The organism is Sedimentibacter sp. (assembly GCF_033447055.1).
In the GTDB taxonomy this organism is placed as follows: Bacteria; Bacillota; Clostridia; order Tissierellales; family Sedimentibacteraceae; genus Sedimentibacter.
In genome coordinates, this window is record NZ_JAWQJF010000061.1 from 1 (window position 1) to 13029 (window position 13029).

The following is a 13029-nucleotide window of genomic DNA, read 5'->3' on the forward strand; positions in this document are numbered from 1 at the left end:
CTATTTGTCCGTTTGGAGTTGGGCCTTTTCCGCTTGAAGCAAGAGCAAAATTATGACATATAGCTGCTCCAACAATCATACCAACAACAGAAACAGCTGAATCTGAATTACCTTCTCCAGATAATATTAACTGTCTCAAAGGACATCCACCTAACAATACTGAACCCCAGCCAACTAAAACCATTCCTAAAAAGTTCCACAATCCATCAGTGTGAGCTACAGGTTGATTTGCAAAACCTAAATTAAAATTGCCTGTTACAATATTTCCGACAGTACTTACTACGATAATCGAGATAAAGCCTAACAGTAAATAATTTTGGTTAAACATAATTTTATCTCTCGTGCCACCAACCATGCAAAGCCTTGTTCTTTGTGCTAAAGCACCAACTATAAGTCCTGCTGCTAAAGCAATAAAAATTGAAGCATGTTGACTTCCCGGACCTTCCTTGCTGAAAAATAAAAATGCAGGAGCAGCCATTAAAAGAACCATTAAACAAACAGCAAATACAGGCATTATATAGCCATCAAATGTTGAAGTTTTATAATTTCTTTTGAGAGTGAAGCCCTTGTTTAAAAATATAATACCTACACCTATTCCAATAAAGAAACCAAACAATGCAACAACTGCATTTAAATCTCCTCCGCCGATTCTCAGTATCATTCTCAGCGGGCATCCTAAAAACATAAGTGAACCTACCATTACTGCCATACTTAGAAAAAATCTTGTTATTGGAGAAGATCCTCCTTTAGCTTGAAAATCTTTGCCGGCAATAGAACTGAAAAATGCCCCTAAAATTAATCCGATTATTTCCGGTCTTATGTATTGAACAACTTCTGCCCGATGAAGACCTAAACCTCCTGCTATGTCTCTTTCAAAACATGCAATACAAAATCCCATATTTTTAGGATTGCCAAAAACTACTAGCAAGACTGCCAATATTCCAACAACGCTTCCTGCAAAAACAATACCTTTTTTACTTTCGAAAAAAGGCATTGTTTCTTCCTGTTCTTCTTTTAAATCAATGTCTTCCTTACCCATAATATCCTCCTAGTATATATAATTCCAACACTTGTATTATATTTCACAATTTTAGTAAAGTAAAATAGAAAAAAGTTTGATTCGGCACCTAATGTATAAGAAAATTTTATACAAAAATTAACTAGATGAAAATAAATATGAATTATGATATAATTGCTACTGTAAAATGGAAAATTTTTATATAAGTGGGGATGTTTATGTTAAAAATTGCAATTTGCGACGATGAAAAAATAATATGTCAGCAATTTGAAGATATTTTGGCAGATATAAGCAAAAATATCAATGAAAATTTTGAGGTTGAAGTATTTTATTCAGGGGAAGAATTATGCAGGTATCTTAATAAGGGTAATCGTTTTAGCTTGATATTTTTAGATATTGAATTGCATGAAATAAATGGTGTCGAAGTAGGGAAAAAAATTCGTGAAGAAATGAACGATGAATCTACCCAAATTGTATATGTTTCAGGCAAGGAAAGTTATGCAATGGATTTATTTGAAATCAGACCTTTAAATTTTCTAGTAAAGCCTGTCAGCAAGGTAAAAATTGAATCTGTAATTATAAAAGCAATCAAACTTCAGGAAAAACATAATAATTATTATGAGTACAAGAACGGAAGTGTTAATTTCAGCGTTCCAATAACAGATATATTGTACTTTGAAAGTGAAGGAAGGAAAGTCAATATTGTTCTAATTGATGAAGTCAAGAGTTTTTACGGCAAATTATCAGAAGTTGAAAAACAATTAAATGTTCAGGATTTTATAATGATACATAAATCATATTTAATAAACTTTAACCATGTTATAGAGTATACATACGATTATGTAAAAATGTCAAACAAGGAATTATTGACAATAAGCCAAAATAGCAGAAAAGCAGTAAGAGAACATCTGCTTTTAAGAAAGCAGAGGTTCTGTCATGACAAATAGTGTTACGATTGTATATTTAATTACCAATGCATTTTGTACGTATACTATGTTCAGATTTATGGGAGTTTTTTTTGGCAGAGAAGAAACAGATAAGAAAATCGAGTTTGCATCATATATGCTGTACTACTTTGTAATATGTCTTTTTTACCTGGCATATAATAAGCCTGTATTAAATATTTTATCTAATTTAATTATGTTTTTTTTGCTCACATATAATTATAAGTCAACCATAAAAACAAGGTTGATTGCAACTGTATCAGTTTATACAATTCTTATGATCATAGAAACTGTTGTTATATTGTCATTAAATTATTTTAATATAAGCATTATTTCTCAAAATTCGGATATTGAGATTATTGCAGCTTTAATAATTATGAGAATAATTTCTTATATAATAGTGTTATTTTTATCAAACTTTAAAATGGTAAAAAACAATATGAATGTTTCTTTTCTCCATTGGCTTTCCATATTTGTAATACCTTTCGGAACTTTAATATCAGCACTTATGTTGATTGCAAAAGTTCATGCTGATAATTTGACAGGGATAATAATAAGCATTGTAATTTTATTTGTTATTAATATTTTTGTTTTCTACCTTTACGATGAATTAATGAGATCATATGATGAAAAAGTTGAAAGGGTATTGCTTTTAGAACAAAACAATGCTTATTTAAAACAGTTGGACATTATTAATCAATCACAGGAAAATTTAAAAGTTTTAAGACATGATATAAAAAATCATGTATTGTCTCTCCAGTCACTTATAGAAAATGATGACAATGAAGGTGCTGTTGAATATCTGAAAATTTTGGTTAATAATACTAATTATTCAGATGAATATTCTAAATCCGGAAATCCTGAAATTGACAGTATTTTAAACTATAAAATAAATAAAGCAAATATATTCGGAATAAAAACTGATATCAACCTGAACGTTCCGGAAAAATTAAATATAAGACCCTTTGATTTAAGTGTTATTTTAGGCAATTTAATGGATAATGCCATAGAGGCAGCTTCAAAATCAAAAGATGAAAAACAAATAAATGTTTCTGTGGATTTTGACAGAAATGTACTTTATATAAATATTTCAAATTCGTTTGATGGAATATTAAATTACAAGAATGGCAAATTATCAACTACAAACATGGATAAGGAAAATCACGGATTAGGGTTAAGCAGCATCCGAAAATCAGTGGATATGTATAATGGAACAATGGAAATTCACCATAATAAAAAGAAGTTTTATGTTGATGTTCTTATTTATAATAATTCTTTGGCTTAGCAGTAAAAATGTAAGTTATTACATAAATTCATATTAATTATTACACTTCTTCGCACAAGGCATAATTTTATGATATTATGACAAGTGATATTATTTGAACTATTGGAGGAATAACTTGTGAATTTAAATGAATATTTTAAAAAGATATATACAATCGCTTTCAGATTGACAGGTGAAGAACTTCAAGCAAGCAATATGGCTATTCTTGCAATAGAGCGTACTGCAACAATAAATTCTTCTGAAAATGTTTCTTCAAATATGCTTTTGTACACAGCTAAAGAGGTGTGTAGAATATTCTTGCTTGAATTCGAAGAGCAAAATGAACAATACATAACAACAATTGAACCGATGCAGAATGCATTACTTTCTCTTGAACCATTAAACAGGGCAACAATTGTATGGAGAGATATATTGGGGTTTAAAATAGATGATTTAGCTCTCACAGTAGACTGTTCAAAACAAGAGCTGTACCGTGAACTTAATAATGCACGCATGCAGATAAAAATGCAATTGTAAAGATTTTATATTTGCGGAGGTGTAATATGAAAACAAGAAAATTAATAAATATTTTATTGATTACAGTTATGTTATGCCAGCTTTGTGTGACTTCATGTTCTGATAATAATAAAGAAGATGAAATTGAAACACCAATAACAGAAAATGAAATTAATGAAAATGAAATACCTAAAGCATGGGAAATGAATTTATCATCCTATGATGTAGATGTTCCTTATGAATTACCAAATTATACTCCTAATGTTGAAAAATACGAAATTAATCAGGATTTGTCTAATTTATTTAATGCAGGACAATATTCAGGATTTACGGAAGAACAAACAAAATTAATTTATGAAGATGGGTTTGTTGCTTTAATGCCAAGCTATGATTCTCTTAAAATGCATCATATTTATGAATACTTCTTGGGATTTAATTGACATAACATTTGGGGATTACTTTAATTTAGGATATGATACGGCTGCTGTTTTGGAGAAAAATAAAAGCGGTGAATACAGAGTTGGAATTTATAATTTTGTAGGTTTCGGTTTTGAAAATATGAAAACAAGCAATACTTTCAATAATGTTGAATCTATTAATACAGTCAATGAAAGCAACAAAAACTATATTGAATTAAATTTCTTTGGCTTAAAAAGCAATATTAAATTGAATTATAATTAGTGAGGGGAATAAGAAAGCAGCAAAAGCAGATTCAATTGATGCATTGCGATACGAGTAAGTTTATATTATACTATAACTGCAGAAATTAATGTTTAATATACAGGAGAACAAAATGATTATAAAATTAACAGACAGAATATACTTTATGCCTCATAATGTGGAAACGGACAGACCTATTTTAGGTTATATAAAAGGCGACCAATATTCTTTAATGGTTGATGCCGGAAATTCAAAAAAACATGTTGATGAATTTATGGATGGAATTTCTAAATTAGGACTTCCATACCCGAATTTTGTTGCCATAACTCATTCCCACTGGGACCATACCTATGGACTATTCAGTGTAAATGCAGTATCCATAGCATGCAAAAAAACAAATGAGTATTTAAATGAAATGAGCAGCTGGGAATGGACAGATGAAGCAATGGATGAAAGATTAAAGAATGGTGAAGATATTGAATTTTGCGATACAATGATTCGCAAAGAATATTATAACAGAAAAGAAATTTGTGTTAAAACTGCGGATATTGTATTTGATGAAAAATTGTCTTTGGATTTAGGAAATATAAGTTGCGAGCTGTTGAAATTAGACAGTTCTCATGCTGAAGACTGCGTTGTTGCATATGTGCCAAAAGAAAAAATATTATTCATAGGTGATATAATCAGCGAAGATTTCCATCACGGAGAACCAGTTTATTATAAAGACAAACTATATAGTTTAATTAAAACATTTAAAGAACTTGATTTTGAAACGGCTTTGTTTGGTCACATGGAGCCATTTGCGAAGAAAGATTTAATAAGCTGGCTGGAAAATCTTGATGTGACAGTAATTTAATAGATCCTTCATTTTATTCGTATAAAATAAATATGGTTTATTAATAATAGACAGTTATTGCTGTCTTATTTTTATTTTTGATTATTACAGAATGTTAAAATTATCATTTCAAAAATAGGGTAAATACTTTTTTATGCAAGACAATGCACGCTTTTTCGTGTGGGAGGAAAGTACAATAAGAAATAAACAGTATTTATTCCAATTTATTACTAAAGCATAAGAATACATTCTTAGAATAAATATATAATTATACGATAATATGAAAAAATATTTGACAATACATACTAAAAGTGCTAATATACCTTTATGTTAAAAAGACATAAAACTTGGAGGGAAAAATGAAAAAAATAATATCTATATTATTAATTATGACTATGGCATTTGCATTATTAACAGGTTGCAGTACAGAAAGCAAAACAGAACAGCCAGCTGAAAACAATGCAAATCAAGCACCAGTTGCTGAAGAGAGCAAAGATGAGGACAATACATTGGTAATGTATACTAATGCAGAATTTCCACCTTTCGAATATTTTGAAGGTGAAAATATAGTAGGTGTTGACGTTGATATAGCTAACGAAATTGCAAAAGATTTAGGCAAGGAATTAGTTGTCGAGCATATAGATTTTTCAAGCATTATACCAGCTGTTTTAAATGATAAAGCGGATTTTGGCGCAGCAGGAATGACAATTACTGCCGAAAGACAAGAACAAGTAGATTTTTCTATAAGTTATGTAGAATCAATCCAGCATATAATTTATAAAAAAGATGCCGAAGTTAAAACTATGGAAGATTTAAAAGGCAAGAAAATAGGAGTACAGCTTGGTACTACAGGAGATCTTGCAATATCAGATGCTGTAAATTTAGAAGATGGTGATTTATACAATTCCGGAGCAGAAGTAAAAACATATAAAAACGCATTAGAAGCATCTCAGGATTTGCTTGCAGGTAGACTTGATGCAGTAGTTATTGATAAACTTCCAGCTGAAGAAATTGTAAACAACAATGAAGATCTTGGAACGGTTGTGTTCGGAGATATAAGTGAAGCATACGGCATATGTGTTAAAAAAGGAAATGAAGAATTACTGAATTCAATAAATACAACACTTCAAAGATTGCTTGACGAAGGCAAGATTGAAGAATTCATAGCAAATCATTCGAAGTAATGTTATAGTTTCAAAAGGCGATAACTGCTTATGGCATTATCGCCTTTTTAATAAAGGGAGGAAAAAAGTGGAGGACTTTATAAATAGTTTTAATAAAACATTTGTAATTGAAGGAAGATATAAGTTATTTGTTTCAGGTATTAAAAATACAATTTTTATTGCTTTTTTTGCTACTTTAATAGGAATAATAATAGGAGTTTTTATTGCAATAGTAAAAACCAATGCTAAGAATAACAAAAAGTTTTTTGTATTGGATAAATTATGCAGCTTTTATGTAACTATAATAAGAGGAACACCTGTTGTTGTACAATTATTAATTATGTATTATACAATTTTTGTAAATATTGATAACAGTATTTTAGTTGCTATATTAACTTTTGGTTTTAATTCCGGAGCTTATGTTTCGGAAATAGCACGCGCAGGAATTGAGTCCGTAGATAAAGGTCAAATTGAAGCAGGAATGTCCTTAGGTTTGGACAATAAAAAGACAATGATATTTATAATTTTTCCACAAGCTTTAAAAAACATATTGCCTGCTTTAGGCAATGAATTTATTGCATTATTAAAAGAGACCGCTGTTGCTGGTTATGTTCCTATTATTGACTTAACCAAAGCAGGTGATATAGTGAGAAGTAGAACATGGGAGCCTTTTTTTCCATTGTACTCTGTAGCTTTGTTTTATCTCATAATGGTAATTGGTTTATCTTCAATACAGAAAAGGCTGGAGAGGAGGTTGTCTGAAAGTGATAGAAATTAAAAACATAAGAAAAAGTTTTGGAAACAATGAAGTATTAAAAAATGTAAGCACTAAAATAAACAAAGGTGACAAAGTTGTAATTATTGGACCATCAGGCTCAGGAAAAAGCACTTTGCTAAGATGCATGAACCTTTTAGAAACTCCTAATTCGGGCAGTATAATTTTTGAAGGACAGGATTTAACTGATAAAAAGTGTGACATAAATAAAATAAGACAGAAAATGGGAATGGTTTTTCAGCACTTTAACTTATTTCCACATTTAACAGTTATGGAAAATATCACATTGGCACCTATAAAGTTAAACCTTCAGACAAAAGAAGAAGCAGAAGATAATGCTATTATACTTTTGGAAAGAATAGGGCTTGCTGACAAAAAAGATGAATACCCATCAAAACTTTCAGGGGGACAAAAGCAAAGAATAGCAATAGTGCGTTCTCTTGCGATGAAACCTGACATAATGCTTTTCGACGAACCGACATCCGCTCTTGACCCTGAAATGATAGGGGAAGTGCTTAGACTTATGAAAGATCTTGCTTTAGAAGGAATGACAATGGTTGTTGTAACTCATGAAATGGGTTTTGCAAAAAGTGTTGCTAACAGAGTTTTGTTCATGGACAATGGGGAAATATTAGAAGAAAATAACCCGCAGGATTTCTTTACAAATCCTACACATGAAAGAACTAAAGAATTTCTTTCTAAAATATTATATAATATTTAAAACAAAACAAAAATCCTGAATATAAATGTTTAGGTTTTCTGTCCATAAAAAAATACCTCCAAATAGATAATCTAATTTTAATTAATTAGACTGTCTACTTTGGAAGTATCATATCAAAATAAAGGATATTTGTCCTGATAATTATTTTTATTTTTTAACAAGTTGTAAATTTACAGGTATTATACTTTCTACTTGTTCATTGTTTAATATTTTTACTGCTGTTTGAATACCAAGTGAGCCTATTTCTTTTGGAAGCTGTTCTACAGTAGCAGCCATTTCACCGCTTTCAACTGCAGCCTTTGCATCATCTGTTGCATCAAATCCAACAACTAATATATCTCTTCCGGAAGATTTTATTGCTTCTATTGCACCCAATGCCATTTCATCATTGTGAGCAAAAACAGCATCTATTTCAGGTTGTGCCTGAAGAATATTTTCCATTACTGACAATCCTTCAGCTCTATCAAAATTAGCAGTTTGTTTTGCTACTACCTCAATATCGCTTTGTGCAATTGCAGAGTTAAATCCCTCGCCCCTGTCTCTGGCAGCTGATGCACCAGGAGTACCTTCTAATTCAACAACTTTTCCTTTGCCCCCTAATAATTCTATTACATACTCCCCAGCAAGTTTTCCCCCAGCTACGTTATCTGAAGCAATGTGAGAAACAACTTCACCGCCGCTAGCACTTCTGTCTAATGTAATAACAGGAATTCCAGCTTTGTTGGCAGCTTCAACTGCACTCTTAACAGCATCAGAATCAGTAGGGTTAATCATGATAACATCTACGCCTTGGTTAATTAAGTCCTCTACGTTGGACATTTCAGTAGCAGAGTCGTCCTGAGAATCAAGTGTAACCAATGTAACACCCAGCTCAGCAGCCTTTGCTTTTGCACCTGCCTCCAGATCAACAAAGAAAGGATTATTCAATGTTGAAATAGCAAGACCGACTGTTTTGGGCTCCTCTTTGGCTGCTGGTTCCTCATTGGTTGTTGTATCTTGTGTGCTGCATCCAACTATCAATGACAACAACATGATAGAAACAACCAGTAAGCTTAAAAACTTTTTCATAAATTTTTCCTCCATATATTATATTTTTTTATTTATTACCTTGAAGATTTTTGCTTTCTGTCCAATAAAACTGCAATTAGTATAACTATTCCTTTAGCCACATCCTGATAGTAGGATGAAACTTGCATAAGATTAAGGGCATTATTTAAAACACCTATTATTAAAGCGCCAATGGCAGTACCTGCAATTGTACCAATTCCTCCTGCCATACTTGTTCCTCCTAGTACAACAGCTGCAATAGCATCAAGTTCATATCCTGAACCTGCAGTTGGCTGCGCAGAACCCAATCTTGCTGTAATCAAGATGCCTGCAAGTGCAGCCATCATACCTGATACGGCATAAACAAAACGCTTTACCCTGACTGTTTTAATTCCAGAATACATTGTTGCTTCTTCATTTGACCCCGTTGCATATATGTACCTTCCTATGCGAGTATGATTCAAGATGTAATATGCAAATAAAAATACTAAAATCATTATATACACAGGAATTGGTATTGGGCCGATAAATCCTGTTCCTATTTCGGAAAATAATTCAGCATCTGAAGTATTTCCTATACTTATTGGCCTTCCTTGTGTAAATACAAGTATAAAACCTCTTAAGAGAGTTAAAGTTCCCAATGTTGCAATGAAAGGCTGCAAGCCTCCGAAAGTAATCAAAGTCCCATTTAAATATCCGATGAATGTTCCTAAAAGCAGAGCAGCAAGAACAACCACAATAACATTTGTTCCTGATGAAATCATTGTTGCAGCTATAGCCCCGCAAAATCCAAGTACAGAACCAACGGATAAATCAATTCCGCCAATTAAGATGGCAAACGTCATTCCGGTGGCGATAACAGCATTTATAGAAGTTTGCCTTAGTACAGTCAATATATTTCCCCAAGTAAGAAATCTTGGATTTAACACTGCCACTACTATAGAAGTCACAAGAAGAACAATCAGCGGTTTATTTTTAAGTATTTTTTTTATATATGTATTCAATTAATTCACATCCTTTCCTACTGCAAGGGCCATAATGCTTTCCTGTGTTGCTTCATGTCTGTTTAAGAATCCGGAAACTTTACCTTCATGCATAACCATAACCCTGTCACAAATTCCAAGAATTTCTGGAATATCAGAAGAAACAATGATTATACTCATACCTTCAATTTTAAATTTGTTGATAAGGTCATAAATTTCTTTTCTTGCTCCAACATCAACACCTCTGGTTGGTTCATCCAGAATAAGTATTGTAGGATTTGTCATTAAACTCTTTGATATAGATACTTTTTGCTGGTTACCTCCGCTTAAAAATCTTAATAATTGGTTGGTTCCTGCAGTTTTAATAGACATCTTTTCTACATATTCTTTTGATAAAATTTCTTCTTTACCTTTATAAATAAAGCCAAGTGGACCTTGAAACAATTTAAGGGAAGACAAAGTAATATTTTCTCTGACATTCATCTCACTGATAATTCCATTGGATTTTCTATCTTCGGTAACATAAGCGATACCAAGATGTAAAGAATCCATTGGAGAATGAATTTTCACTTTAACACCATTTAAGAAAATGTCTCCTTTAGAATAAGGATAAATTCCATAAATAGTTCTCATGAGTTCTGTTCTTTCAGAACCCATCAGACCGGCAACTCCTAGCGTCTCGCCTTGTTTAAGAACAAATGAAATGTTTTTTACAAATTGATTTGACAAATTTTCAACCTTTAATATATCTTCTCCTATTCCAGTTTCAATTCTTGGATACTGCTCACTTAATTTTCTTCCAACCATCATTTCAATTATTATATCTTCATCAATATTTTCGATTGCTTCTTCGCCAATAAGTTCACCGTCTCTTAACACGGTCACATCATCACATATTCGAAATATTTCCTGCAGTCTGTGGGAAATGTATACTATGCTTTTTCCATTATCCTTTAAATCTGTGATAACATTAAACAACTTTTCAGTTTCAGTTGGTGTTAAAGCCCCTGTTGGCTCATCCATTATAATAACTTTTGCATCAATTGATAAGGCTTTAGCTATTTCTACAAGCTGTTGTTTACCAACACTTATGTTTTTGACAAGCTCCTTTGAATTTTCATTTAAGCCTAACTTATCCAGCCAAAATTGCGCATTCTCAAAAAGATTTTTCCACAATATTCTTCCTCTTGATGAAACAGGTTCTCTGCCTAGAAATATATTTTCACCTATTGAAAGATCTTGGACCAAGTTTAACTCTTGATGGATTATAGCAATTCCTGCTTGCTGAGAAGAACGTGTGTCATTGAATGTTACAGACTTATTATCCAGGTATATTTCTCCTTCAGATTTTAAGTAAACTCCGGTAAGGATTTTCATTAATGTGGATTTGCCTGCTCCGTTTTCTCCAACAAGTGCCATAACTTTACTTTTATATATATTAAAATTTACATCTTTTAATACGTTTATGCCGGAAAAGTTTTTTGAAATATGTTTCATTGATACTACTATGTCTTTCACATAATCACCGCCTAGTGTCTAATAATTAATACGTTGAATCTCTAACTTAAAATGTTACGCCAGAAACAAGAATGATGTTAGCAAAAGATTTATATTCGCCTGTTCTTATAACGGCTCTAGAATAATGAGTTTTTTCTTTAAATTCTTCATGAGGTATATATTCAACTGATATTTTTTTGTTTTCTTTTTCTTCAACTTTTTTGAATATATCAATAATGCTTTTGTTTAATTCAGGGTTGTTTTTAATTTCTTCTGCAAGTATTATTTTCTCTATTGAAAGCTCTTCAAGCACAGTTTTCAAGACCGGAATAAACTCCGGCAGACCTTTTGTTACAGCAAGGTCAATTCTTTGCACACCATCAGGAATTGGAAGCCCACAATCGCAGATTGTGAGGCTGTCAGTGTGCCCCATTTTGCTGACAACATATGAAATTTCAGAATTTAACAATTTGCCTTTTTTCATTAGTTCACCTTCTTATAGCTATAATAGAATCTCTTTCAACAATTTCTGTTTCAAGTGTAATTGTTTTTATATCGCTGAAGCGATTATTATGGTTTTTTCCTATCTGATTGAGGTTTTCCAGCAACAGTTCCATTGCTTGATAGCCCATTTTGTAATTTGGCTGCCTTATTGTAGTGAGTGATGGTTCCACAAGACTAGCCATGTAAATATCATCATATCCCATAACACCAAAATCTTCAGGGATTGAATATCCATTTTCCTTAAGTTCCTTCATGGCGCCAATGGCAATAAGGTCATTTCCGCAAAAAATTGCATCGAAATTTTCATTTTCCTGCAATAAATTATTTACTCCTTTTCTGCCCCATTCAATTTTATATTCACCGAATTTAACCAACTTTTCATTATAGGTAAGTCCGTTGTTTTTTAAAGCTTTTTTGTAACCGTTTAATCTGTCTTGAGCAGTTCTTGTTTTTAATGAACCCGAAAGATAAGCAATATTCTTATAACCATTACTAATTAAATATGATATTGCTTTGTAAGCTCCTTCTAAATTATCAACAAGAACTTTGCCACAAACATTTTCTGAGTAAAAATCTCTGTCTATCAAAATAATAGGTACTTTGCACCTCTTAAGTATTTCAGACATTTTCTCACTGTTTGATGAATGAGCAATTATAATTCCATCTGCCATTTTGCTTGTCAGTGACTCAATATATTTTTCTTGAACATCAACATTGTCATCCGTATCGCAGAATATTATGCTATAACCTGATTCGTTGGCCTTATCTTCTGCACCTCTTGCTATACCGGGAAAAAATGGGTTTGTAATGTCAGGCAATATAAGACCAATAATATGAGTTCTTTGAGTAACAAGGCTTCCTGCCATAGAATTAGGTATATAGTTGTATTTCTCAACAACTTCTAAAACCTTATTACGGGTTATATCAGTAATATTTTTATCTTTTTTATTAATAACCAATGAAACAGTTGCTATTGAAACGTTTGCTTCTTTTGCGATTTCTTTTATTGTTATTTTCATAATATGGCCCCAAATTTATTTAAACGTTTAACTAAATTATAAAACTCATTTTAAGAAAAGTCAACAATATTTGAAAACATTTA

Annotated in this window: 15 protein-coding genes; 9 read left to right on the plus strand and 6 right to left on the minus strand. The window is 31.7% G+C overall.

Annotated elements, in window-relative coordinates:
* Positions 1-1039, minus strand: a 1039-nt coding sequence (yedE, locus tag SA378_RS03775) for a YedE family putative selenium transporter (RefSeq protein WP_318524652.1), incomplete at its 3' end; no start/stop codon positions are given.
* A 197-nt stretch (positions 1040-1236) separates the two neighbouring features.
* Here yedE and SA378_RS03780 point away from each other — a divergent pair.
* The 9 genes from SA378_RS03780 to SA378_RS03820 all read left to right on the plus strand — a co-directional run bounded on the left by SA378_RS03780 (position 1237) and on the right by SA378_RS03820 (position 7896).
* Positions 1237-1965: a LytTR family DNA-binding domain-containing protein gene (locus SA378_RS03780; RefSeq protein ID WP_318524653.1), complete on the plus strand. Its 729-nt coding sequence runs from the start codon at positions 1237-1239 to the stop codon at positions 1963-1965.
* Entirely contained in the window at positions 1955-3247 is a 1293-nt protein-coding gene (locus tag SA378_RS03785; protein WP_318524654.1) for a sensor histidine kinase, read from the plus strand. The genes SA378_RS03780 and SA378_RS03785 overlap by 11 nt, the downstream gene beginning before the upstream one ends.
* 117 nt (positions 3248-3364) lie before the next feature.
* Positions 3365-3763 (plus strand): hypothetical protein, encoded by a 399-nt coding sequence (locus tag SA378_RS03790; protein ID WP_318524655.1) that lies wholly within the window; start codon positions 3365-3367, stop codon positions 3761-3763.
* A 26-nt stretch (positions 3764-3789) separates the two neighbouring features.
* Complete coding sequence (locus tag SA378_RS03795; protein ID WP_318524656.1) at positions 3790-4182, plus strand: hypothetical protein; 393 nt, start codon at positions 3790-3792, stop codon at positions 4180-4182.
* The gene (locus tag SA378_RS03800) at positions 4157-4423 is read left to right on the plus strand and encodes a hypothetical protein (RefSeq protein ID WP_318524657.1); all 267 of its coding nucleotides are present in this window, start codon (positions 4157-4159) and stop codon (positions 4421-4423) included. Before SA378_RS03795 ends, SA378_RS03800 begins: the two co-directional genes overlap by 26 nt.
* Before the next feature lie 112 nt (positions 4424-4535).
* Complete coding sequence (locus tag SA378_RS03805) at positions 4536-5258, plus strand: MBL fold metallo-hydrolase (protein ID WP_318524658.1); 723 nt, start codon at positions 4536-4538, stop codon at positions 5256-5258.
* A 338-nt stretch (positions 5259-5596) separates the two neighbouring features.
* Complete coding sequence (locus tag SA378_RS03810) at positions 5597-6421, plus strand: transporter substrate-binding domain-containing protein (protein ID WP_318524659.1); 825 nt, start codon at positions 5597-5599, stop codon at positions 6419-6421.
* Positions 6422-6488: 67 nt separating this feature from the next.
* Positions 6489-7178, plus strand: a complete 690-nt coding sequence (locus tag SA378_RS03815; RefSeq protein WP_318524660.1) for an amino acid ABC transporter permease — start codon at positions 6489-6491, stop codon at positions 7176-7178.
* Positions 7165-7896 (plus strand): amino acid ABC transporter ATP-binding protein, encoded by a 732-nt coding sequence (locus SA378_RS03820; protein ID WP_318524661.1) that lies wholly within the window; start codon positions 7165-7167, stop codon positions 7894-7896. Before SA378_RS03815 ends, SA378_RS03820 begins: the two co-directional genes overlap by 14 nt.
* A 147-nt stretch (positions 7897-8043) precedes the next feature.
* Here SA378_RS03820 and rbsB read toward each other — a convergent pair whose 3' ends face one another.
* The 5 genes from rbsB to SA378_RS03845 form a co-directional block, all read right to left on the minus strand.
* Positions 8044-8964: a ribose ABC transporter substrate-binding protein RbsB gene (rbsB, locus tag SA378_RS03825; protein ID WP_318524662.1), complete on the minus strand. Its 921-nt coding sequence runs from the start codon at positions 8962-8964 to the stop codon at positions 8044-8046.
* Between the two features lie 35 nt (positions 8965-8999).
* Positions 9000-9947 carry a ribose ABC transporter permease gene (gene rbsC, locus SA378_RS03830; RefSeq protein WP_318524663.1) on the minus strand — a complete coding sequence of 316 codons (948 nt, stop codon included), beginning with the start codon at positions 9945-9947 and terminating at the stop codon, positions 9000-9002.
* Positions 9948-11423: a sugar ABC transporter ATP-binding protein gene (locus SA378_RS03835; protein WP_318524724.1), complete on the minus strand. Its 1476-nt coding sequence runs from the start codon at positions 11421-11423 to the stop codon at positions 9948-9950.
* 67 nt (positions 11424-11490) lie between these two features.
* Positions 11491-11907, minus strand: coding sequence for a D-ribose pyranase (gene rbsD / locus SA378_RS03840; RefSeq protein WP_318524664.1), 417 nt, complete (start codon positions 11905-11907; stop codon positions 11491-11493).
* A 4-nt stretch (positions 11908-11911) separates the two neighbouring features.
* On the minus strand, positions 11912-12946 hold the full coding sequence (locus tag SA378_RS03845) for a LacI family DNA-binding transcriptional regulator (RefSeq protein ID WP_318524665.1): 1035 nt from the start codon (positions 12944-12946) through the stop codon (positions 11912-11914).
* Positions 12947-13029 lie beyond the last annotated feature (83 nt).

Coding starts and splice junctions, on each gene's coding strand:
- SA378_RS03780 (WP_318524653.1), top strand. CDS start 1,237: ATGTTAAAAATTGCAATTTGCGACGATGAAAAAATAATATGTCAGCAA.
- SA378_RS03785 (WP_318524654.1), top strand. CDS start 1,955: ATGACAAATAGTGTTACGATTGTATATTTAATTACCAATGCATTTTGT.
- SA378_RS03795 (WP_318524656.1), top strand. CDS start 3,790: ATGAAAACAAGAAAATTAATAAATATTTTATTGATTACAGTTATGTTA.
- SA378_RS03800 (WP_318524657.1), top strand. CDS start 4,157: ATGAATACTTCTTGGGATTTAATTGACATAACATTTGGGGATTACTTT.
- SA378_RS03805 (WP_318524658.1), top strand. CDS start 4,536: ATGATTATAAAATTAACAGACAGAATATACTTTATGCCTCATAATGTG.
- SA378_RS03810 (WP_318524659.1), top strand. CDS start 5,597: ATGAAAAAAATAATATCTATATTATTAATTATGACTATGGCATTTGCA.
- rbsB (WP_318524662.1), bottom strand. CDS start 8,964: ATGAAAAAGTTTTTAAGCTTACTGGTTGTTTCTATCATGTTGTTGTCA.
- SA378_RS03835 (WP_318524724.1), bottom strand. CDS start 11,423: ATGAAACATATTTCAAAAAACTTTTCCGGCATAAACGTATTAAAAGAT.
- rbsD (WP_318524664.1), bottom strand. CDS start 11,907: ATGAAAAAAGGCAAATTGTTAAATTCTGAAATTTCATATGTTGTCAGC.
- SA378_RS03845 (WP_318524665.1), bottom strand. CDS start 12,946: ATGAAAATAACAATAAAAGAAATCGCAAAAGAAGCAAACGTTTCAATA.